The sequence below is a fragment of the Nocardioides furvisabuli genome (genome assembly GCF_021083185.1).
Lineage (GTDB): Bacteria > Actinomycetota > Actinomycetes > Propionibacteriales > Nocardioidaceae > Nocardioides > Nocardioides furvisabuli.
In genome coordinates this window covers 358,515-379,273 of record NZ_JAIGQB010000001.1, presented here as the reverse complement: position 1 = coordinate 379,273, position 20,759 = coordinate 358,515, and the positions used below count along the sequence as shown (strand labels likewise).

Annotated in this window: 20 protein-coding genes; 3 read left to right on the top strand and 17 right to left on the bottom strand. The window is 71.4% G+C overall.

Translation table 11 applies throughout. From position 1 onward, the window contains the following. Positions 1-47: 47 nt before the first annotated feature. The 12 genes from nuoK to K4G59_RS01740 form a co-directional block, all read right to left on the bottom strand. Positions 48-341: an NADH-quinone oxidoreductase subunit NuoK gene (gene nuoK / locus K4G59_RS01795; RefSeq protein ID WP_207083879.1), complete on the bottom strand. Its 294-nt coding sequence runs from the start codon at positions 339-341 to the stop codon at positions 48-50. Continuing rightward, positions 338-1,183, bottom strand: coding sequence for an NADH-quinone oxidoreductase subunit J (locus K4G59_RS01790; RefSeq protein ID WP_231248803.1), 846 nt, complete (start codon positions 1,181-1,183; stop codon positions 338-340). The genes nuoK and K4G59_RS01790 overlap by 4 nt, the downstream gene beginning before the upstream one ends. Continuing rightward, positions 1,180-1,722 (bottom strand): NADH-quinone oxidoreductase subunit NuoI, encoded by a 543-nt coding sequence (nuoI, locus tag K4G59_RS01785; protein WP_231248801.1) that lies wholly within the window; start codon positions 1,720-1,722, stop codon positions 1,180-1,182. Before nuoI ends, K4G59_RS01790 begins: the two co-directional genes overlap by 4 nt. Further along, on the bottom strand, positions 1,715-3,052 hold the full coding sequence (gene nuoH / locus K4G59_RS01780) for an NADH-quinone oxidoreductase subunit NuoH (protein ID WP_231248800.1): 1,338 nt from the start codon (positions 3,050-3,052) through the stop codon (positions 1,715-1,717). Before nuoH ends, nuoI begins: the two co-directional genes overlap by 8 nt. Further along, on the bottom strand, positions 3,052-5,460 hold the full coding sequence (locus tag K4G59_RS01775) for an NADH-quinone oxidoreductase subunit G (protein WP_231248799.1): 2,409 nt from the start codon (positions 5,458-5,460) through the stop codon (positions 3,052-3,054). The genes nuoH and K4G59_RS01775 overlap by 1 nt, the downstream gene beginning before the upstream one ends. Then, entirely contained in the window at positions 5,457-6,782 is a 1,326-nt protein-coding gene (gene nuoF, locus K4G59_RS01770; protein WP_231248798.1) for an NADH-quinone oxidoreductase subunit NuoF, read from the bottom strand. The genes K4G59_RS01775 and nuoF overlap by 4 nt, the downstream gene beginning before the upstream one ends. Beyond that, positions 6,779-7,477: an NADH-quinone oxidoreductase subunit NuoE gene (gene nuoE, locus K4G59_RS01765; protein ID WP_231248797.1), complete on the bottom strand. Its 699-nt coding sequence runs from the start codon at positions 7,475-7,477 to the stop codon at positions 6,779-6,781. Before nuoE ends, nuoF begins: the two co-directional genes overlap by 4 nt. Next, the gene (locus tag K4G59_RS01760; protein ID WP_231248796.1) at positions 7,474-8,832 is read right to left on the bottom strand and encodes an NADH-quinone oxidoreductase subunit D; all 1,359 of its coding nucleotides are present in this window, start codon (positions 8,830-8,832) and stop codon (positions 7,474-7,476) included. Before K4G59_RS01760 ends, nuoE begins: the two co-directional genes overlap by 4 nt. Continuing rightward, positions 8,832-9,638: an NADH-quinone oxidoreductase subunit C gene (locus K4G59_RS01755; RefSeq protein WP_308189320.1), complete on the bottom strand. Its 807-nt coding sequence runs from the start codon at positions 9,636-9,638 to the stop codon at positions 8,832-8,834. The genes K4G59_RS01760 and K4G59_RS01755 overlap by 1 nt, the downstream gene beginning before the upstream one ends. Continuing rightward, positions 9,635-10,189 (bottom strand): NuoB/complex I 20 kDa subunit family protein, encoded by a 555-nt coding sequence (locus tag K4G59_RS01750; RefSeq protein ID WP_207083870.1) that lies wholly within the window; start codon positions 10,187-10,189, stop codon positions 9,635-9,637. The genes K4G59_RS01755 and K4G59_RS01750 overlap by 4 nt, the downstream gene beginning before the upstream one ends. 3 nt (positions 10,190-10,192) lie before the next feature. Then, on the bottom strand, positions 10,193-10,552 hold the full coding sequence (locus K4G59_RS01745; RefSeq protein WP_207083869.1) for an NADH-quinone oxidoreductase subunit A: 360 nt from the start codon (positions 10,550-10,552) through the stop codon (positions 10,193-10,195). Between the two features lie 188 nt (positions 10,553-10,740). Beyond that, positions 10,741-11,430: a demethylmenaquinone methyltransferase gene (locus K4G59_RS01740; RefSeq protein WP_231248795.1), complete on the bottom strand. Its 690-nt coding sequence runs from the start codon at positions 11,428-11,430 to the stop codon at positions 10,741-10,743. A 113-nt stretch (positions 11,431-11,543) separates the two neighbouring features. Between K4G59_RS01740 and K4G59_RS01735 the strand changes: the two genes are divergently transcribed. Beyond that, positions 11,544-12,563, top strand: a complete 1,020-nt coding sequence (locus K4G59_RS01735) for a L,D-transpeptidase family protein (protein WP_231248794.1) — start codon at positions 11,544-11,546, stop codon at positions 12,561-12,563. Positions 12,564-12,565: 2 nt separating this feature from the next. Here the strand turns inward: K4G59_RS01735 and K4G59_RS01730 are convergent, their stop codons facing one another. Beyond that, the gene (locus K4G59_RS01730; protein ID WP_231248788.1) at positions 12,566-13,753 is read right to left on the bottom strand and encodes an AMP-binding protein; all 1,188 of its coding nucleotides are present in this window, start codon (positions 13,751-13,753) and stop codon (positions 12,566-12,568) included. A gap of 119 nt (positions 13,754-13,872) precedes the next feature. Here K4G59_RS01730 and K4G59_RS01725 point away from each other — a divergent pair, with 119 nt between their 5' ends. Continuing rightward, complete coding sequence (locus K4G59_RS01725) at positions 13,873-15,126, top strand: isochorismate synthase (RefSeq protein WP_231248772.1); 1,254 nt, start codon at positions 13,873-13,875, stop codon at positions 15,124-15,126. A gap of 20 nt (positions 15,127-15,146) precedes the next feature. On the opposite strand, the gene K4G59_RS01720 is transcribed toward K4G59_RS01725, so the two are convergent. Further along, positions 15,147-15,782, bottom strand: a complete 636-nt coding sequence (locus K4G59_RS01720; protein ID WP_231248769.1) for an MBL fold metallo-hydrolase — start codon at positions 15,780-15,782, stop codon at positions 15,147-15,149. Positions 15,783-15,927: 145 nt separating this feature from the next. Here K4G59_RS01720 and K4G59_RS01715 point away from each other — a divergent pair, with 145 nt between their 5' ends. Then, complete coding sequence (locus tag K4G59_RS01715) at positions 15,928-17,127, top strand: glycoside hydrolase family 16 protein (protein ID WP_231248768.1); 1,200 nt, start codon at positions 15,928-15,930, stop codon at positions 17,125-17,127. A gap of 49 nt (positions 17,128-17,176) precedes the next feature. On the opposite strand, the gene menD is transcribed toward K4G59_RS01715, so the two are convergent. Genes menD through K4G59_RS01700 form a run of 3 tightly spaced genes read right to left on the bottom strand, consistent with a single transcriptional unit; the run spans position 17,177 to position 20,747 of the window. Further along, positions 17,177-18,781: a 2-succinyl-5-enolpyruvyl-6-hydroxy-3-cyclohexene-1-carboxylic-acid synthase gene (gene menD, locus K4G59_RS01710; protein WP_231248767.1), complete on the bottom strand. Its 1,605-nt coding sequence runs from the start codon at positions 18,779-18,781 to the stop codon at positions 17,177-17,179. Beyond that, positions 18,778-19,728, bottom strand: coding sequence for an o-succinylbenzoate synthase (locus tag K4G59_RS01705; RefSeq protein WP_231248764.1), 951 nt, complete (start codon positions 19,726-19,728; stop codon positions 18,778-18,780). Before K4G59_RS01705 ends, menD begins: the two co-directional genes overlap by 4 nt. Next, a complete protein-coding gene (locus tag K4G59_RS01700) occupies positions 19,728-20,747 on the bottom strand; it encodes an AMP-binding protein (protein WP_231248763.1) in 1,020 nt (339 codons plus the stop codon). The genes K4G59_RS01705 and K4G59_RS01700 overlap by 1 nt, the downstream gene beginning before the upstream one ends. Positions 20,748-20,759: the final 12 nt, after the last annotated feature.

Sequence of the window (20,759 nt, the reverse complement as noted above, 5' to 3'; positions counted from 1 at the left end):
CGGCCGCGCGAAGGACCGACTGGGACAACAGGTTCACGAGCTCTCCCTCAGTACTTCAGCAGGCTGGCGTCGTCGACCGAGGCCGAGCGTCGCGTGCGGAAGATGGTCATGATGATCGCGAGGCCGATCACGACCTCGGCAGCCGCCACCACCATCACGAAGAAGGCGGTGATCTGGCCGTCGAGGTTGCCGTGCTGCTTGGCGAAGGCGACGAAGGCGAGGTTGCAGGCGTTGAGCATCAGCTCCACGCACATGAACACCACGATCGCGTTGCGGCGGGTGAGGACACCCACGCAGCCGATGGTGAAGAGGATCGCCGACAAGACGATGTACTGGGTCACTTCTCCTCGCCCTTCTGCACGTCCTCTTCGGTGTGCGCCGGCGCGCCGGCCTTGCCGGAGGTCTCGGGCATCGTGGTCGGGTCGCCGTGCCCGTCCAGGCCGCCGATCTGGCGGCGTACGTCGTCGATGTCGTCGGCGAGCGCCGGGGCCGAGCGCACGGTGCCGCGGGCGACCAGGACCCGGGACACCGACGACTCGGCGGCGGTGCCGTCGGGCAGCAGGGCCGGGGTGTCGACGGCGTTGTGGCGGGCGTACACACCGGGCGAGGGCAGCGGGCCGAGGTGCTTGCCGTGCTCGGCGTAGTCACGCATGCGCTGTGCCGCGAGGTCGGCCTGGCCGAGCTTCGGGGTCAGACGCTCGCGGTGGGCGAGCACCATCGCACCGAGCGCGGCGGTGATCAGCAGCGCGCTGGTGGCCTCGAAGGCGAAGACGTACTTGCTGAACAGGATGTTGGCGATGGCCGGGACGTTGCCGCCGGCGTTGGCCTCGTCGAGGCCCACCACGGTCCCGAAGGTGACCTGGCCGATCCCGACGACCAGGACAATGCCGAAGAGCAGGCCCAGGACGACGGCCATGACCCGCTGGCCGCGGATCGTCTCGACGGTGGAGTCGGAGGCGTCGACACCGATCAGCATCATCACGAAGAGGAACAGCATGAGGATGGCGCCGGTGTAGACGATGATCTGCACCGCGAAGAGGAACGGCGCGTCCAGCACGGCGTAGAGGACCGCCAGGCTGATCATCACGACCGCGAGCAGCAGCGCGGCGTGCACGGCCTTGCGGACGAACAGGATGCCGAGCGCCGCCGCCACCATGAGCGGGGCGAGGAGCCAGAACGTCATCGTGTGGTCCCCCTGTAGTAGTCGCCCTCGTCGTCGCCCAGGCGCATCGGGTGCGGCGGCTGCTCCATGCCGGGCAGCAGCGGGGCGAGCAGGTCGGACTTCTCGTAGATCAGGTCGGCGCGGTTGTCGTCGGCCAGCTCGTACTCGTTGGTCATCGTCAGCGCGCGGGTCGGGCACGCCTCGATGCACAGCCCGCACAGGATGCAGCGCAGGTAGTTGATCTGGTAGACGCGGCCGTAGCGCTCGCCGGGGCTGAAGCGCTCGTCCTCGGTGTTGGAGGCACCCTCGACGTAGATCGCGTCCGCCGGGCAGGCCCACGCGCACAGCTCGCAGCCGATGCACTTCTCCAGCCCGTCGGGCCAGCGGTTGAGCTGGTGCCGACCGTGGAAGCGCGGCGCCGTCGGGAGCTTCTCGAACGGGTACTGCTCGGTGACGACCTTCTTGAACATCGTGCGGAAGGTGACGCCGAAGCCCGCGATCGGGTCCCAGACGCGCTGCTTGGCACCCTCCGGGCTCGTGGGGTCCTGGGACTCACTCATGGTTCTCCTCCGCTGCAGCGGTGACGGTGGTGCGGCCCGACTCGAACGTCAGCGGCGCGGCGCCGCCGCGTACGGCACCGCCCTGCGGCATCGGCGGGACGGGGAAGCCGCCCGCGAACGCGTCGTGGGGCTCGCGGTCGGCCTCGACCGGCGCCTCCTCGCCCTCGCCGTCGCTGTCGCCCAGGAACATCAGGCCGACGGTGATCACGAGCAGGACCGCGATCGCGGCCACGAGGTAGGTGCGGTTGACGTCGCCCTCGAGCGAGATGACGCGGATGGTGGCGACGGCCACGATCCAGGCCAGCGAGACCGGGATCAGGACCTTCCAGCCCAGCGCCATGAACTGGTCGTAGCGCATGCGGGGCAGTGAGCCGCGCAGCCAGACGAACATGAAGATGAAGAGGAAGACCTTGCCGAAGAACCACAGCAGCGGCCAGTAGCCGGAGTTGGCGCCGGCCCAGACGTGCTCGACGCCCCACGGCGCGGCCCAGCCGCCGAGGAAGAGCGTGGTGGCGATGGCCGACACGGTCGCGAGGTTGATGTACTCGGCCAGGAAGAACAGCGCGAACTTCAGGCTGGAGTACTCAGTGTGGAACCCGCCGACCAGCTCGCCCTCGGCCTCCGGGAGGTCGAAGGGGGCGCGGTTGGTCTCGCCGACCATCGAGATGACGAAGATGACGAAGGACGGGAGCAGGATCAGGCCGAACCAGAGGTCGTCCTGGGCGGCGACGATCTCGGAGGTCGACATCGACCCGGCGTAGAGGAAGACCGCCACGAGCGCCAGGCCCATCGCGACCTCGTAGGAGATCATCTGCGCGCTCGAGCGCAGGCCGCCGAGGAGCGAGTAGGTCGAGCCCGAGGACCAGCCACCCAGCACGATGCCGTAGATGCCGATCGAGGCGATCGCCATGACGAACAGGACGGCCACGGGCATGTCGGTGAGCTGGAGCGGCGTGCGCTCGCCGAAGAAGCTGACCTCCGGGCCGAACGGGATGACCGACCAGGTCACGAAGGCCGGCACCACGGCGATGACCGGCGCGAGCAGGAAGACGACCTTGTCGGCCGCCTTGGGGATGATGTCCTCCTTCAGCGCCAGCTTCACGCCGTCGGCGAGCGACTGGAGCAGGCCGAAGGGGCCGTGCACGTTGGGGCCGACGCGGTGCTGCATGCGGGCCACGACGCGGCGCTCGAACCAGATGTTGAAGAGCGTCAGCAGCACCAGGACCAGGAAGATGAAGACCGCCTTGAGGACGATCACCCACCACGGGTCCTGACCGAACTGGGCCAGGTCCGCGTCGGGCAGCGAGGCCGCCAGGGGCAGGATGGGCATCACTTGGCTCCCTTCACGATCACCGAGGAGCCCGGCGAGGCGAGATCGGCGAGGACACCCCGGCCGACGGAGCGGGCCGGGACCCAGACCACGTCGTCGGGGAGGTCGGCGACCACCACCGGCAGCGTGATGCTGCCGCGGTCGCCGGAGATGGTGGCGACCGGGTCCTGGCCGGCGTCGAGCATGCCGAACACCGACTCGTACGTCGCCCGGCTCAGGCGCGCCACGGGTGTGCGAGCGGTGGCGCGCAGGTGCGCTTCACCGTCCTGCATCGAGCCGAGGTCGATCAGCTGCTTCCAGGTCGCGAGGGCGAGCGCACCGGCCTTCGCCTTCGGGGCCTTCGGCGCCTTGCCTGCGTCGAGCGCCGGACGGGCGCCGTCCCACGGGCCGAGGGCCTGCATCTCCGCGCGCACCTGCTCCACCGTGCGGAAGCCGAGCGGGCGGCCGAGCTCGTCGGCGATCCCCGACAGCACGCGCAGGTCGGGCAGGGACGCAGGGTTGCTGAAGACGGCGACGAAGTCGCGGGTGCGGGCGTCCCATGTCACGAACGTGCCGGACTTGTCGGTGACCGGCGCGACCGGGAGCACGACGTCGGCGGCACGGGTCACGTCGGTCTCACGCAGCTCGAGGCTGACCACGAAGCCGGCCGCGCCGAGGGCGGCGCGGAAGGCGGCGGGGTCCGCGGTGTCGTCGGGGTCGACACCGGCGACCACGAGGCCGCCGAGGTCGCCCTTGACGAGCGCGGCGACGATGGCGTTGCCGTCGCGACCGACCTGCGCGGGCAGCGAGTCCACGCCCCACGCGGCGGCCACGTCGACCCGGGCCGAGGCCTCGGTGACGGGGCGACCGCCCGGCAGCAGGTTGGGCAGCGCGCCGGCCTCGACCGCACCACGGTCACCGGCGCGACGCGGCACCCAGGCGAGCCGGGCGCCGGTGCTGCGGGCGAGCTCCACCGCGGCGGTCAGCGCCCCGTGGGTCTGCGCGAGGCGCTCGCCGACGAGGATCACGGCGTCCTTGGTGACCCCGTGCTCGGCGTCCCGGAGCGAGCCGATGGCCTCGACCTCGGCGCCCGGCGCGGTCGCGACGAGGCGACCGTTCATCTTGCGCAGGCCGCGCGAGGTGAAGGGCGCCACGGACACGACCTGCGTACGCCCCGTGCGGGCCGCCTTGCGCAGCCGCAGGAAGATGGTGGCCGCCTCGTCCTCGGGCTCGAGGCCCAGCAGCACCACGACCGGGGCCGCCTCGAGGTCGGAGTAGGTCACGTCGCCGGACAGCGCGACCTGCGAGGCGAGGAAGCTCGCCTCCTCGGCGCTGTGCGGGCGGGCGCGGAAGTCGACGTCGTTGGTGTCGAGCGCGACGCGGGCGAACTTGGCGTAGGCGTAGGCGTCCTCGACGGTCAGCCGACCGCCAGTGAGGACCGCGGCCGCCCCCGCGTCACGCAGCCCGCGGGCGGCGACGGCGAAGGCCTCGGGCCACGAGGCGGGGCGCAGCACGCCGTCCTCGCGGATCCGGGGGTAGGTGATGCGGTCCTCGACCTGGGTGTAGCGGAACGCGAAGCGGTCCTTGTCGCTGATCCACTCCTCGTTGACCTCGGGCTCGTTGCCGGCGAGACGGCGCATCACCTTGCCGCGACGGTGGTCGACGCGGATGGCGGCGCCGCAGGCGTCGTGCTCGGCCACGCCCGGCGTCGAGACCAGGTCGAAGGGCCGCGAGCGGAACCGGTAGTCGGCCGAGGTGAGCGCGCCCACCGGGCAGATCTGGATCGTGTTGCCGGAGAAGTAGCTCTCGAAGGGCTCGCGCTCGTAGATCGCTACCTGCTGGAGCGCACCGCGCTCGGCGAGGGCGATGAACGGGTCGCCGGCGACCTGCTCGGAGAAGCGGGTGCAGCGCGCGCACAGCACGCAGCGCTCGCGGTCCAGCAGCACCTGCGCGGAGATGTTGATCGGCTTGGGGAAGGTGCGCTTCACGCCACCGGACTCGTTGAAGCGGCTCTCACCGCGCCCGTTGCTCATCGCCTGGTTCTGCAGGGGGCACTCGCCGCCCTTGTCGCAGACCGGGCAGTCGAGCGGGTGGTTGATCAGCAGGAACTCCATCACGCCCTGCTGGGCCTTGTCGGCCACCTCACTGGTCGCCTGGGTGTTGACGACCATGCCCTCGGCGACCGGCAGCGTGCAGGAGGCCTGGGGCTTGGGGAAGCCGCGGCCGTTGCCTGCGTCGGGGATGTCGACCAGGCACTGGCGGCAGGCGCCGACCGGGTCGAGCAGCGGGTGGTCGCAGAAGCGCGGGATCTGTACGCCGACCTGCTCGGCGGCGCGGATGACCAGCGTGTCCTTGGGGACGCTGACCTGGACGCCGTCGATGGTCAGGGTGACCGTCTCGACCTCGGTGCGCTCAGGAGTGGTGGTCATGCAGTGGCTCCCACGGGTGCGCTGGTGCTGGACGGGAAGGCGGTGGAGGCGGCGGGGTCGAACGGACAGCCGCCGTGGGTCAGGTGTGCGAGGTACTCGTCGCGGAAGTGCTGGATCGAGCTGGAGATCGGGCTGGTGGCACCGTCACCGAGGGCACAGAAGGAGCGGCCCAGGATGTTGTCGCACTGGTCGAGCAGGAGGTCGAGGTCGGACTCGCTGCCCTGCCCCTTCTCCAGCTTCGCCAGCGTCTGGGTCAGCCACCACGTGCCCTCGCGGCACGGCGTGCACTTGCCGCAGGACTCGTGCTTGTAGAACTCGGTCCAGCGCAGCACCGCGCGGACCACGCAGGTGGTCTCGTCGAAGAGCTGCAGCGCCCGGGTGCCGAGCATGGATCCTGCGGCTCCCACCGACTCGAAGTCGAGGGGGACGTCGAGGTGCTCGGGGGTCAGCAGCGGGGTGCTCGAGCCGCCGGGGGTCCAGAACTTCAGCTCGTGGCCCTCGCGCATGCCGCCGGCGAGGTCGATGAGCTCGCGCAGCGTGATGCCGAGCGGGGCTTCGTACTGGCCGGGGCGGGTGACGTGGCCCGAGAGGCTGAAGATGCCGTAGCCGTTGGACTTCTCGGTGCCCATGCCGGCGAACCAGGCGGCACCGTGGTTGATGATGCTCGGCACCGAGGCGATCGACTCGACGTTGTTGATGACCGTCGGGCTGGCGTAGAGCCCGGCGACGGCGGGGAACGGCGGGCGCAGCCGAGGCTGGCCGCGACGGCCCTCGAGGCCCTCGAGCAACGCCGTCTCCTCGCCGCAGATGTAGGCGCCCGCGCCGGCGTGGACGATCAGGTCCAGGTCGTAGCCCGAGCCGTGGATGTTCGTGCCGAGGTGGCCGGCGAGGTAGGCCTCCTGCACCGCGCGCTGGAGGCGGCGGATGACGTGGATGATCTCGCCGCGGACGTAGATGAAGGCGGTGTTGGCGCGGATGGCGTACGAGCTGAGGATGACGCCCTCGACCAGGGTGTGCGGGCTGGCCAGCATGAGCGGGGTGTCCTTGCAGGTGCCCGGCTCGGACTCGTCGGCGTTGACGACGAGGTACTTCGGCTTCGGGTTGTCCTGCGGGATGAAGCCCCACTTCATGCCGGTGGGGAAGCCCGCGCCGCCGCGGCCGCGCAGGCCGGACTCCTTGACGGCGTTGATCACGTCGTCGGGGGCCATGGCGAAGGCCTTGTCGAGTGCGGCATAGCCGCCACGCTCCTCGTAGGAGGCCAGGGTCCAGGCGCGCTTGGCGTCCCAGTTGTCGGTGAGGACCGGGGTGAGGGTGTCGGTCACTGGTCGTCTCCCTTCGTGGGCGTGGCGTCCTGGTCGGAGGTGTCCGTGCCGGCCGTCCAACCGTTTTCGCGCGCGATCTTGAGGCCGACGAGCGACGGCGCGCCGGCCGCGGGGCCCTCGTCGGCGCGGTCGTCGGGGAAGCCGGCGAGCACCCGCTCGGCCTCGCGCCAGGTGCCCAGGCGCGGACCGCGGGTCGAGTGGACCTCCTTGCCGGCGCGCAGGTCGTCCACGACCCGGACGGCCGACTCGGGGGTCTGGTTGTCCATGAACTCCCAGTTGACCATCATCACCGGGGCGTAGTCGCACGCCGCGTTGCACTCGACGTGCTCGAGGGTGATCTTCCCGTCCTCGGTCGTCTCGTCGTTGCCGACGTCGAGGTGGTCCTTGAGCCGCTCGAAGATCAAGTCGCCGCCCATCACCGCGCACAGTGTGTTGGTGCACACACCGACGTGGTAGTCACCGACGGGCTTGCGCTTGTACATCGTGTAGAAGGTCGCGACACCGTTGACCTCGGCAGCGCTGATGCCGAGCACCTCGGCGCAGGCCTCGATGCCCTCGGGGGTGATGCGCCCCTCGACCGACTGCACGAGGTGCAGCATCGGGAGCAGGCCCGAACGGGCCTGGGGGTAGCGGGCGGCGATCTCGCGCAGCTCGGTCCAGGTCTTCTCGTCGAGGCCGGTCGTGGGCTCGCTCATCGGTCGACTCCTCCCATGACGGGGTCGATGGAGGCGATGGCGACGATGACGTCGGCGACCATGCCGCCCTCACTCATCACGCTCGTCGCCTGGAGGTTGGTGAACGACGGGTCCCGGAAGTGCGCGCGGAAAGGACGCGTGCCGCCGTCGGAGACGACGTGCGCGCCCAGCTCGCCGCGCGGGGACTCGATCGGGACGTACGCCTGGCCGGCGGGGACCCGGAAGCCCTCCGTGACCAGCTTGAAGTGGTGGATCAGCGCCTCCATCGACTCCCCCATGATGTGGCGGATGTGATCGAGGCTGTTGCCCATGCCGTCGCTGCCGATCGCGAGCTGGCTGGGCCAGGCGATCTTCTTGTCCGACACCATCACCGGAGCGCCCTCGAGGCCGGCGAGGCGGTCGGCGCACTGCCCGACGATCTTCAGCGACTCCCACATCTCGTTGAGGCGGATGCGGAAGCGGCCGTAGGAGTCGCACGTGTCCCAGGTCTGGACCTCGAAGTCGTAGTCCTCGTAGCCGCTGTAGGGCTGGGTCTTGCGCAGGTCCCAGGCGTAGCCGGTCGAGCGGAGCACCGGGCCGGTCATGCCGAGCGCCATGCAGCCGGCCAGGTCGAGGTGACCGACCCCCTCGAGCCGCCCCTTGAAGATCGGGTTGGCGTTGCAGAGGGCGGCGTACTCGGGAAGGCGCTTCTTCATCAGTGCGATGAAGTCGCGGATCTCGTCGAGCGCGCCGGGCGGCAGGTCCTGGGCGACACCGCCGGGGCGGAAGAAGGCGTGGTTCATCCGCAGTCCCGTGATCAGCTCGAACAGGTCGAGGACCAGCTCGCGCTCGCGGAACCCGATCGTCATGACGGTCAGCGCGCCGATCTCCATGCCGCCGGTCGCGATCGCGACGAGGTGGGAGGAGATCCGGTTGAGCTCCATCAGGAGCACGCGCATGACCTGCGCTTTCTCCGGGATGTCGTCCTCGATGTCGAGCAGCCGCTCGACGCCGAGGACGTAGGTCGCCTCGTTGTAGAACGGGGAGAGGTAGTCCATGCGGGTGCAGAAGGTCGTGCCCTGCACCCAGGATCGGTACTCCATGTTCTTCTCGATGCCGGTGTGCAGGTAGCCGATGCCGCACCGTGCCTCGGTGACCGTCTCACCCTCGAGCTCGAGGATGAGGCGCAGCACGCCGTGCGTCGAGGGGTGCTGCGGTCCCATGTTGACCACGACCCGCTCCTCGGCGGCGTCGCCGATGCTCTGGGTGATGGAGTCCCAGTCCTGACCGGTGACGGTGAAGACGCGGCCCTGGCTCGTCTCGCCGGGAGCGGCGTACAGGTCCTGCTGGTTGGCGGTGCTCGTCTCGGTGCTCATCAGCTGTAGCTCCTGCGCTGGTCGGGCGGAGGAATGCTGCCGCCCTTGTACTCCACGGGGATGCCGCCTAGCGGGTAGTCCTTGCGCTGCGGGTGGCCCGGCCAGTCGTCCGGCATGAGCACCCGGGTCAGAGCGGGGTGACCGTCGAAGATCAGCCCGAACATGTCGTACGTCTCGCGCTCGTGCCAGTCGAGCGTCGGGTAGATGCTCACCAGGCTCGGCACGTGCGGGTCGCTGTCCGGCGCGGTCACCTCGACCCGGATGCGCCGGTTGTGGGTCATCGAGGTGAGGTGGTAGACCGCGTGCAGCTCGCGCCCGGTGTCCTCGGGGTAGTGCACGCCGCTGACGCCGGAGCAGAACTCGAAGCGCAGCGCCTCGTCGTCGCGCAGCATCTGCGCGACGAAGGGCAGGTCCTCGCGACGCACGTGGAAGGTGATCTCCCCGCGGTGGACCACGACGCTCTCGATGGCGGCGGTGAGGTCGGTGGCCGACAACCGGGCCTCGAGGGCGTCGGCGACCTCGTCGAACCAACCGCCGTAGGGGCGCTGCGACGGGGCCGGGAAGACCGTGGCACTGACCAGGCCGCCGTAGCCGGAGGTGTCGCCGGTGCCGGACGCACCGAACATGCCGTGGCGTACGCCGACCGCGCGGACCTCGCCGGTCGGCGCGGGGACGTTCTCCGGGGACTGCTCCGGCGCGGGCTCGGCGACGCCGCTGCCGGTGCCGGTCTCCTGCTTGGCCTTCTCGAGGTTGCTCTCCTCGGCCGGTCGGGCTGCCTTGTTCTGGTCGGTCTTGTCGTCGCTCACCGCAGCAGGCCCTTCATGTCCGAGGTCGGCAGGGCGCGCAGCGCGGCGGTCTCGAGCTCGGCGATCTCGGTGCGGCGGTTGACGCCCAGCTTGGTCTGCTGGACCTGGTCGTGCAGCTTGAGGATCGCGTCGATGAGCATCTCCGGGCGCGGCGGGCAGCCGGGGAGGTACATGTCCACGGGGACGACGTGGTCGACGCCCTGGACGATGGCGTAGTTGTTGAACATGCCGCCCGACGAGGCGCACACGCCCATGGCCAGCACCCACTTGGGCTCGGGCATCTGGTCGTAGATCTGGCGCAGGACCGGGGCCATCTTCTGGCTCACGCGACCGGCGACGATCATCAGGTCGGCCTGGCGCGGGCTCGCGCGGAAGACCTCCATGCCGTAGCGGGCGAGGTCGTACTTCGGGCCGCCGGTGGTCATCATCTCGATGGCGCAGCAGGCCAGGCCGAAGGTCGCGGGCCAGAACGAGGCCTTGCGCATGTAGCCGGCGACGCCCTCGACCGTGGTCAGCAGGACCCCGTTGGGCAGCTTCTCTTCAAGTCCCATGAATCAGTCCCAATCCAGTCCGCCGCGTCGCCACACATATGCGTAGGCGACGAAGACCGTGCCGATGAAGAGGACCATCTCGACCAGCCCGAACAGCGCCATCGCGTCGAAGTGGACGGCCCAGGGGTAGAGGAAGATGATCTCGATGTCGAAGATGATGAAGAGCATCGCGGTGATGAAGTACTTCACCGGGATGCGGCCGCCGCCGATCGGCTGCGGCGTCGGCTCGATGCCGCACTCGTAGGAGTCGAGCTTTGCCCGGTTGTAGCGCTTGGGGCCGGTGAAGGCGCTGATGACGACGGAGAAGACCGCGAAACCCGTCGCGAGCAGCGCCAGGGCGAGGACCGGGGTGTAGAGCTCCATCGATTCCCTTCCGGTGTGACCAGCGCCGGGCGGAGTGAGGACATGTGACTTTGTGAATGTCTTCACGAGTGGCGCGGGCCACAGTCTAGGACTCGGATGCGGCGTGCGTCACGCCGGGGTGGTGACCTGCCTCACGCACCCTGACCTGCAGATTTAGGCACGATCACGTGCGCTAAATCGCGGCAGGATCAGGCGGTCGCCCGGTGCAGGGCCACGATGCCGCCGGTGAGGTTGCGCCACTCCGGGCGCTTCCAGCCCGCCTCGGCCACCAGGTCGGCGAGGCCCGCCTGGTCGGGCCAGGCGAGGATGGACTCGGCGAGGTAGACGTAGGCGTCGCTCGCGCTCGCGGTCACCGACGCGATCCGCGGCAGCGCGCGCATGAAGCCGTCCATGTAGAGCGACCGGAAGGCGCCGTTGGTCGGGGTGCTGAACTCGCACACGACCAGCCGGCCGCCGGGGCGGGTCACGCGGAGCATCTCCCGCAGGCCCTTGACGGGGTCGACGAAGTTGCGCAGGCCGTAGGAGATGGTGACGGCGTCGAAGGTGTCGTCGAGGAACGGCAGCCGCGTGCCGTCGCCGGCCACGAACGGCAGGCCCGGCCGGTCCTTGCGACCCTGCTGCAGCATCCCGACGGAGAAGTCGCACGGCACCGCAGTGGCACCGTGGGCGGCGAAGGGTTCGCTGGAGCACCCCGTGCCCGCGGCGAGGTCGAGCACCAGGTCGCCGCGCTGCGGGTCGACCGCCGCGACCATCGAACGCCGCCAGCTGCGCTGGATCCCGGCCGTCATGAGGTCGTTGGTGAGGTCGTAGCGCTTCGCGACGGTGTCGAACATGCGACGTACGTCGGTCGGTTGCTTGTCCAGGTCAGCGCGGGCCACGCGCCGAGCGTAGGCGTCCCAGCCTGAGGCCGTGCAACGCGGGGGTGTCCGCGCGCGTCCCTATGATCGACGCGTCGACCGCCCGGTCGACGGCCCTCCGGGGGAGGAACCTCATGCCGCACCACACCTTGCCGCACGCCTCGCGCGTCGTCACAGTCCTGCTCACCCTGCTGTGCACCGTCGCGGCGCTCACCGCCGTCGGGTCGTCCCCGGCGACGGCGGCCCCGTCGACCGGCGCGTCGGCGCGCGGCTTCGAGCCGATGAGCCCCGGGGACACGGGTTGGCGGGTGCGCGTGCTCCAGAGCCGGCTGCACCAGCTCGACCTGCACTCCGAGGTGGTGACCAACCGATTCGACGAGCAGACCCGGACCGGGGTGGCGACCTTCCAGCGGCGCCGCGGCTGGACCGCCGACGGGGTCGTCGACGAGCGCACCTGGCTCAAGCTCGTCTCCCTCACCACGAAGCCGACGACGGAGGCGCTGCACAACGTCTACACCCCCGGTCGCGCACTGCTCGAGCGTGGCGACACCGGGATGTGGGTGCGCCAGGTCCAGGCGCGCCTCAAGCAGGTCCGGTGGTACGACGGCCGGGTGAGCGGCCGCTACGCGCGCTCGACCGTCGAGGCCGTGCGGGGCTTCCAGTCCAAGCGCCGGATCCCGGTCACCGGCCAGGTCGACCGCCGCACCCTGACGCGCCTGAAGGACATGACCAGCACCCCCACGAAGGCCGAGCTGTTCAACATCGTGCCGCAGGGACCCGCGCTCGACCCCCGCTGCACGACGGGCCGCGCGATGTGCATCGACAAGTCGTCGCGCTCGCTGCGCTGGGTGGTCGACGGCGTGGTGCTGAAGACCATGGAGGTGCGGTTCGGGTCCGACGAGCTGCCGACGCGCGAGGGCGCGTTCGCGGTCTCGCGCAAGTCGCGTGACCACGTCTCGAGCCTCTACGACACCCCCATGCCGTTCGCGATGTTCTTCTCAGGCGGCCAGGCCGTGCACTACTCCCCCGACTTCGCCGCCAACGGCTACAACGGCGCGTCGCACGGGTGCGTCAACGTCCGCGACCGTGCGGCGGTGGCCTGGCTGTTCGACCGGGTCCGGCTCGGCGACAAGGTGATCGTCCACCGGTCCTGACCTCAGCTCCCGGGGGCGCCCGCGAGGGAGAAGGCGCTGTCGAGGTCGCTGGTGCGGCCGCCGCGCCGGGGCAGCAGCTCCGAGGCAGCCTCGACCATCGGCGCCGCGGGGACGTGCACCACGGCGTGCTCCCGCGCCAGGTCGAGCCGGACCGCGGGATGGTGCGCGATGCGGCCGATGCGGAAGCCCAGCGTCGTGGCCAGGCCGCTGATCGTGCGGTTCACGCGTGCGTCCAGGGCGAGCACCCGGACCCGACCGCCCCACCACGGCACGAGGGCGACGACCTCGTCGGCGAGCTTGCGGCCGCGCGATCCCAGGCGGGCCTCGGCCACGCGCGCCGAGGTCGCCTCGAGGACCTCCCGCGGGGTCGGGTGCCACGGGGCACCGTCGATGATCCCGCCCTCGATGAGGTCCTCCAGGACCCGGGCGACAGTGTGGTCGAGCAGGACGTGGGTGGGCGAGAAGCGCGCCAAGGCCGCCTCGAGCCGCTCGGGACCCTCGACCCAGACCAGGGCGCAGCCGGCGCTGAGGTGCGCGTCGCGCACGACGGTGGTGAAGCGGTCGGTGGCCTCACCGGTGAGCACGACGACGTCGTCCACGGCGAGGTCGGACAGCGCGCCGGACGACTCGGGGCGGAAGAGCCAGGCCGGGCCCTTCTCACGCGGCAGGCCGAGCACGGCGCTGCTCGGGGCGTCGGCGCGTACGCCGTCCACCCAGGCGAGCACGTCGGGCTGGCGCTTGCGGCGCTCGAGGCCCATGCCGCGCAGCCGCTCCCAGGACCGGTCGTCGCACTCGAAGAGCTGCGCCTCGGCGAGGGCCGCACGGCGCAGCAGGGTCAGACGGCTCTCGTGGTCGACGATCACCAGGCGCACCTCGATCTCGTCGAGGAGCCGGCCGACCTCGGCGGGGTCGAGGTGCTCGGGCAGCAGCAGCGGCACGGCGCCGGCGATGCGCGTGGCGAGCTCGAGCTCGAGCAGCCGGATGCCGGTGGGCACCCGGATGACGACGACCGAGCCGGGGTCGACCCCGGCCTCGATCATGCCGGCGGCGCCGTCGATGACGCGGCGGTAGAGCTCGTTCCAGGTCAGCGTCGACCAGGACGCACCGCTCGGCTCGGCGACGGCGACCTCGAGGGCGCGGGCGCGGGCGTGGCGCGTGAGCCGCGTGAGCGGCGATTCCTGAGCAGGCACGGGTGTCCCCTTCACTCCCTGGTGTACCGCCGCAACCTAGGTCAGCACCTGCCGTCCTGTTCACGCTTTGCGCCATCTGCGCGCCAGCGGTTCGGACCACCGGCGTAGGCTGCCGCATCGTGACGACCCCCGCGTCCGCCGCCGTCCCCGGACCCGCCGCGCCCCTCGTGGTGCGCACCGTGCCGGTCGACCTGGCGGACCTGCCGCTCCTGGACCTGCTGCCCCAGCAGGAGCCGGTCAGCTGGCTGCGCCGCGGCGAGGGCCTGGTGGGCTGGGGTGTCGCCGCCCGCCTGGAGACCTCCGGGCACACCCGGTTCAGCGACGCGGTGAAGTGGTGGGCCGAGACCGTCGCCCGTGCCGAGGTGGACGACAGCGTCAACGAGCCCGGCACCGGGCCGGTGTGCTTCGGCACCTTCGCGTTCGCCGACGAGCCCGGCGAGTCCGTGCTGGTGGTCCCGCAGGTGATCGTGGGCCGACGCGGTGACCGCACCTGGCTCACCACGGTCTCGGTCGAGGAGCCGGTGCTCTCGCCCGCCACCCCGCCCGACCCGCCCGTGGGCCTCGTCTTCTCCGACGGCGCGCTCAACGGCGAGGAGTGGATGTCGGTCGTCGCCGAGGCCGTCGGCCGCATCGGAGCGGGTGAGCTCGAGAAGGTGGTCCTGGCCCGTGACCTGATCGCCACCACCGACGTCCCCCTCGACGTGCGCTGGCCGCTGCACCGCCTCGCCGAGCACTACGAGATGTGCTGGACCTTCCACGTCGACGGCATCTTCGGCGCCACCCCCGAGATGCTGGTGCGTCGCGAGCGGGGCCTGGTGACCTCGCGGGTGCTCGCCGGCACCATCCGGCGTACGGGTGACGACGACCGCGACCTGGCGCTCGCGGCCACGCTCGCGCGCTCGTCGAAGGACCTCGAGGAGCACGAGTACGCCGTGCGCTCGGTCGCCGACTCCCTGGAGCCGCACTGCTCGTCGATGAACGTGCCGGAGGCGCCGTTCGTCCTCCACCTGCCCAACGTGATGCACCTGGCCACCGACGTCAACGGCGTCGTCCACGACGAGGCGACGTCGCTCGAGCTCGCGGAGTCGCTGCACCCCTCGGCGGCCGTCGGCGGCACCCCGACACCCGCAGCGACCCGGCTGATCGACGAGGTCGAGGGCATGCCGCGCGACCGCTACGCCGGCCCGGTCGGCTGGATGGACGCCTCGGGCGACGGCGAGTGGGGCATCGCGCTGCGCTCGGCGATGGTCATCGAGGAGGGCGTACGCCTCTTCGCCGGGTGCGGCATCGTCGCCAGCTCCGACCCCGAGGCCGAGCTCGCGGAGTCGCAGGCCAAGTTCGTCCCGGTGCGCGACGCGCTCAGCGCCGGCTGAGCAAGACGGAGCCGGCGCGGTCAGAGCCGCTGTCCGGGCTCCCGGAGCTCGAAGGACTGCTCTGCGGGCAGCAGGTTGGCCATGTGCGAGGCCACCATGTCGAGACCGATGTCGCTGTAGACGCGGTCGTGGATGCCGAGCGACGTGGGCGCCCCCACCTCGCGCACGAAGTCGACGGCCTCCGACACCTTCAGCCACGGCGCGCTCACCGGCGCCAGCAGGACGTCGACCGCTCGCCCGGGCGGCGTGAGGGCGTCGCCGGGGTGGTAGACGCTGGTGCCGCCTGACTCCAGGACGTAGCCGGAGTTGTCGAAGCGGTCGTAGTCGGGATGGATCACCGCGTGCTTCTCGCCCACCACCTCCACCGACGTGCCGGCGACGGTGAGGCGGTCGCCGGGGCGTACGACGGTGACCCGCGCCGCGACGTCGGGCGCCTGCTCGCGCAGCAGCCGGGCGACGGCCTCGATCGTCCAGACGGGCACGTCGGTGTCGCGCAGGTGGTCGGGGTGCACGTGGTCGGCGTGCTCGTGGGTGATGAGCACCGCGTCGGCGCCCTCGAGCGCCGAGGGGTCGGTGAAGACGCCCGGGTCGATGACGACGACGCCGCCGTCGCCCCGGACCCGGACGCACGCGTGGCCGAGCTTGGTGATCTGCACGGGACCAGACTAGAACGGGACCGGGCCCGACGAACCTGCCGGGAATCGCACGACGGGTGGGGCGCGAGGTTAAGGTGTGACCAGCTCCCGACTGGGTGGAGTGCCCTGGGGAACACCTGATCGCACCCGAACGAAGAGAGTCCACATGTCTGCACGCCGCGTGCTCGCAGGCAGCGTCGCCGCGCTGCTCCTGCCCGCGTCCCTCCTCCTGTCGACCGAGACCGGGTCCGCCAACGACTCCGCGGCGCGTTCCGCGTCGGTCGCGGTGACGAAGAAGGCGAACCAGAAGATCTCGCTGGAGGTGCTTCCCCAGATCGTCCAGCAGGGCAAGCGCACCGCCAGCCCCAACTCGGCCAAGGCCGGTGTCACCGCCACCATCAAGCCGGTCAAGGTCGGCCGCAAGGTGGTCCTCGAGCAGTTCAACGGCTCGTCGTGGAAGAAGGTCGGCACCGCCAAGCAGGAGAAGTCGGGTCGCGCCCACTTCTCCGCCGCCGTCTCCAAGGGCGGGGCGGCCGTGACCTACCGGGTCGTCGCCCAGAAGTTCAAGGGCCTGAAGAAGGTCGCCAGCGACGGTGCTGACACCTCGCAGTGGCTCGTCCCGACCTTCACCGACGAGTTCTCCGGCCGCACCCTGAACCCGGTGTGGAGCATGCGCGGGCAGGACTACGAGCCGACCAGCAAGCGGGTGTGCTCCAAGGGCGACCCCAAGGCCGTCAAGGTCACCGGTGGCGCGCTCCGCCTGAGCGTCATCAAGGACAGCTCCAAGAAGGGCAAATGCGTCGCGAAGTCGCGCAAGTTGAAGAAGCGCATCGCCTACCGCCTCAACGGCCACGTCGGCACCAAGGAGGGCTTCAGCTTCAGGTACGGCGTCGCCGCGGCCCGCATCAAGATGCACAAGAGCCAGGGCCAGCACGCCAGCTTCTGGTCGCAGCCGACCAACGAGAACGGCCCGCACACCGACGGCCACGAGATCGACGTCATCGAGTACTTCGGTGACAAGCACCCGCAGGGCGGCCTGACGAGCTTCATCCACTGGTACAAGGGCAACAAGCTCATCAAGACCGGCTCGTGGATCAAGGACTCGAAGTCGTTCCTGAAGAACAAGCGCGACGGCTGGTCGAAGAACTACCACGTGTTCTCGGTCAAGTGGGACCCGAACAAGATCGTCTTCTACATCGACGGCAAGGAGACCTGGCGCACGTCGGCCCGCGTCTCCAAGGAGCAGCAGTACCTCATCCTGAGCCTGCTGGCCTCCGACTACGAGGCGCTGGAGATGAACGACAAGAAGCTCCCGCAGCACATGTACGTCGACTGGGTCCGCGTGTGGGAGACCCCGCAGGCCTGATCGACCGAACGACCGCGCACGACCACGATCCGCGCGTTGGCCCCCTGGTTCAGGGGGTCAGCGCGCGGATCTTCTCGTCCAGCTCGCGGCGGTTGTCGCGGCGTACGCGCGCCTCGACGACCTCGATGCCGCCGTTCGGCGAGGCGAGCGCCTGCTCGAGCTCCGGCAGGCTGTCGACGCGCAGGTGCGGCACGCGCGCGGCTGCGCACAGGCTGGCGAGGTCGACCCCGTGCGGGGTGCCGAAGAGGGTGTCGAACCGCTCGGCGTGCTCCGGTGCGCCCTGCTCGAGGGTGGCGAAGATGGAGCCGCCGTCGTCGTTGACCACCACGATCGTCAGGTCGGGACGCTCCTCACGCGGCCCGAGGAACATCCCCGTCGCGTCGTGCAGGAAGGTCACGTCACCGACCAGCGCGATCGCGCGCGAGGACTGCGGCCGACCCAGCGCGGCGCCGATCGCGGTGCTCGTGGTGCCGTCGATCCCCGCCAGGCCGCGGTTGGCGATCACCTTGCGACGCCCGCCCACCTCGTAGGGCGCGACCATCAGGTCGAGGTCGCGGACCGGGTTCGAGGCGCCGACGACGAGCAACCCGCGCGCCGGCAGCGCCCGGCTGACCGCCCCGGCGACCTCGTGGGGCGTCAGGTCCGGCTCGGCTGCCAGGAGGCGGTCGAGCTTGCGACCGACGGACCGGTCGACGAGCTGCCACTCCTCCAGCCACGCGGGGTCGTCGGCGACCGTGACCCTGGCACCGTCGTGCTCGCCCGACACCGGGAAGGGCCGGTCCGACCAGGTGCCGCGGTGCCGGACCGACACGACCTCGACGTCGTCGCGGGCGAGCAGGCGCGCCACCGGGCGGGACAGGGTCGGGTGGCCGAACACCACCACGCGCTGGACCCGCTCGCCCAGCTCGGTGCCGAGCAGGAGGCGGTAGGTGCGGATCGCGGCGTCCCCCGTGCGGCAGCCGCTGGACGGCTCGGCCAGCAGCGGCCAGCCGGCGCTCTCCGCGAGCTGACGGGCCGGCGGGCCGGCGTCGTCGCCGGCGACCACCACCGTGCGCGGGCCCGGGGCGAGCTCGGCCACGTCCCGATCGGTCGCCTCCGGGGTGACCCCCCAGGTGGGCACGTCTCCCCCGTCCCAGCCGTCGTCGTCGGGCAGCAGCGGGTCGTCGAGCTGGACGTTGAGGTGGACCGGTCGCACCCACTCGTGGGTGCGGACGAAGGCCAGCAGCTCGTCGAGGTCGGCCACCGTCACGTCGAGCGTGGGGGCGAAGGCGCCGAAGATGCCGACCTGGTCGGTGGTCTGGTTGGCGCCGGTGCCCCGCAGGCGTGCGGGACGGTCGGCGGTGACGACCACGAGCGGTACGCCGGCGTGCGCGGCCTCGACCACCGCGGGCAGCAGGTTGGCCACGGCCGTGCCCGAGGTGCAGACCATGGCGGCCGGTCGCCCGGTCACCTTGCCGAGGCCGAGCGCGAGGAAGCCGGCCGTGCGCTCGTCGATGCGGGTGTGCAGCCGCAGCCCGCCGGCCTGCGCGGCGTCGTACAGCGCGAAGGACAGAGGCGCGTTGCGCGAGCCGGGTGCGAGCACCACCTCGCACACCCCGGAACCCCGGAGCGCGGTCACGACGGTGCGGGCGAGCGCGGTCGACGGGGTGGTCATGTCCGGGGATCCTGCCCTACCGACACCAGCCGCGCGCGCCAGTGGGCGACCCGGTCGTCCGCGGCGGCGACCCCGGCCAGGGCGGCCTCGTCGACGTCGGGGCGGGCGACGACCAGCATGCCGTCGACCGGCAGCAACGGCTGCGCCACGACGTCGCCGGTGAGCATCTGCACGGTGGCGAGGCCGCTGGCGTGGTGGAGCTCGGGGAGCGCGGCCGCGAGGGCGACCCCGGCGGCGATGCCGATGCTCGACTCGATGGCGCTGGAGACGACCACGGGCAGCCCGATGTCCTCGGCGATCCGCAGGCAGGCGCGGACGCCGCCGAGCGGCTGCACCTTGAGCACGGCGATGTCGGCCGCCTCGAGGTCGCGCACGCGGTAGGGGTCCTCGGCACGCCTGATCGACTCGTCGGCGGCGATCGGCACCGAGACGCGGCGGCGTACGACGGCGAGGTCCTCGACCGAGGCGACCGGCTGCTCGACGTACTCCAGCCCACCGGCAGCGCGGGCGAGGGCGGCGATCGCGCGGACCGCCTCGTCGACGTCCCAGGCGCCGTTGGCGTCGACGCGGACCAGCCCGTCGGGACCGAGGGCGTCGCGGACGGCCTCGACCCGCGCGAGGTCGTCGGCCAGCACCTGCCCGCGCTCGGCGACCTTGACCTTCGCGGTGCGGCACCCGCCGGCCGCGACGATCGCGTGGGCCCGCTCGGGATCGGTCGCAGGGACGGTGACGTTGACGGGCACGCGGTCGCGCAGCGGCGTCGGCCAACCCACGTCGGCGGCCTCGCGGGCGGCCGCCAGCCACGGCCGCGCAGTGGCGTCGTCGTACTCCAGGAAGGGCGACCACTCCCCCCAGCCGGCCTCGCCGCGCAGGAGCACTCCCTCCCGCACGGTGATGCCGCGGAAACGGGTGCGCAGCCCGATGGCGAAGACGTGCAGGTCGCGCATCACAGGCCTGCTCGGACGGCCTGGCGGTCGACCTTGCCGTTGGGCAGCAGCGGGAGCTGCTCGACCCACCGGAACTCGCGCGGGGCCCACGAGCGCGGGTGCTCGGCGCTGATCCAGTCGCGCAGCTCGGCGTCGTGGGCGGTGCCGACGAGCACCGCGACGAGCTTCTGGCCCCACTCGGGGTCGGGCACGCCGAAGACCTCGGCCTGCTGCACCAGCAGGTGGCGGCGCAGCCGCTCGGCGACCGTGGTGAGCGGGATCTTCACCCCGCCGCTGATGATGACGTCGTCGACGCGGCCGAGGACCTGCAGGCGCCCGTCCTCGTCGAGGCGGCCGGCGTCGGAGGTGACGTACCAGCCGTCCACCACGGTCTCGGCGGTGAGCTCGGGGTCGTGGTCGTAGTGGCTGAACAGCGTGGGCCCGCCGATGCGGATGCGCCCCTCCGGGCCGAGGGTGACGGCCACGCCGTCGAGCGGCACGCCGTCGTAGACGCACCCGCCGGCGGTCTCCGAGGAGCCGTAGGTCGCGACCAGCCGGACGCCCTGCTCCTCGGCGCGCCGGCGCAGGTCGGGGTCCAGCCCGGCCCCGCCGACGAGCACGGTGTGGCAGCGCGCGAGAGCCGCCACCTGGTCGGGGTCGGTCATGATCCGGTGCAGCTGGGTCGGGACGAGGGAGACGAAGGTCGGGGTGTCGCCGTGGTGGGCAGCCGAGGCGCGCCCGACGTCGAGCCCGTCGACGACCACCGGCTCGTGCCCGGCCACCAGGGAGCGCACGATCACCTGCACCCCGGCGACGTACGACGACGGCAGCGCCAGCAGCCAGCGGCCCGACGCGCCCAGCCTGCGCGCGGACGCCTCGACGCTCGCGAGGACGGCCCGGCGGGGCAGCACGACGCCCTTGGGCCGACCGGTGGAGCCGGAGGTCTCGATCAGCAGCGGGGCGGGGGTGTCGGCCTCGAGCCAGCGCGACAGCTGCCTGATCGCGACCGAGGGCTCGTCCGAGGGCCGGAGGTGACTCACACGCCGAACGCT

Excerpts from the sequence above, each read along its gene's own strand:
- K4G59_RS01760 (WP_231248796.1), bottom strand. The coding sequence starts at position 8,832 with ATGAGCACCGAGACGAGCACCGCCAACCAGCAGGACCTGTACGCCGCT.
- K4G59_RS01735 (WP_231248794.1), top strand. The coding sequence starts at position 11,544 with ATGCCGCACCACACCTTGCCGCACGCCTCGCGCGTCGTCACAGTCCTG.
- K4G59_RS01745 (WP_207083869.1), bottom strand. The coding sequence starts at position 10,552 with ATGGAGCTCTACACCCCGGTCCTCGCCCTGGCGCTGCTCGCGACGGGT.
- nuoH (WP_231248800.1), bottom strand. The coding sequence starts at position 3,052 with ATGCCCATCCTGCCCCTGGCGGCCTCGCTGCCCGACGCGGACCTGGCC.
- menD (WP_231248767.1), bottom strand. The coding sequence starts at position 18,781 with ATGACCACCCCGTCGACCGCGCTCGCCCGCACCGTCGTGACCGCGCTC.
- K4G59_RS01790 (WP_231248803.1), bottom strand. The coding sequence starts at position 1,183 with ATGACGTTCTGGCTCCTCGCCCCGCTCATGGTGGCGGCGGCGCTCGGC.
- nuoE (WP_231248797.1), bottom strand. The coding sequence starts at position 7,477 with ATGAGCGAGCCCACGACCGGCCTCGACGAGAAGACCTGGACCGAGCTG.
- K4G59_RS01705 (WP_231248764.1), bottom strand. The coding sequence starts at position 19,728 with ATGCGCGACCTGCACGTCTTCGCCATCGGGCTGCGCACCCGTTTCCGC.
- nuoI (WP_231248801.1), bottom strand. The coding sequence starts at position 1,722 with ATGAGTGAGTCCCAGGACCCCACGAGCCCGGAGGGTGCCAAGCAGCGC.
- K4G59_RS01775 (WP_231248799.1), bottom strand. The coding sequence starts at position 5,460 with ATGACCACCACTCCTGAGCGCACCGAGGTCGAGACGGTCACCCTGACC.
- K4G59_RS01750 (WP_207083870.1), bottom strand. The coding sequence starts at position 10,189 with ATGGGACTTGAAGAGAAGCTGCCCAACGGGGTCCTGCTGACCACGGTC.
- K4G59_RS01715 (WP_231248768.1), top strand. The coding sequence starts at position 15,928 with ATGTCTGCACGCCGCGTGCTCGCAGGCAGCGTCGCCGCGCTGCTCCTG.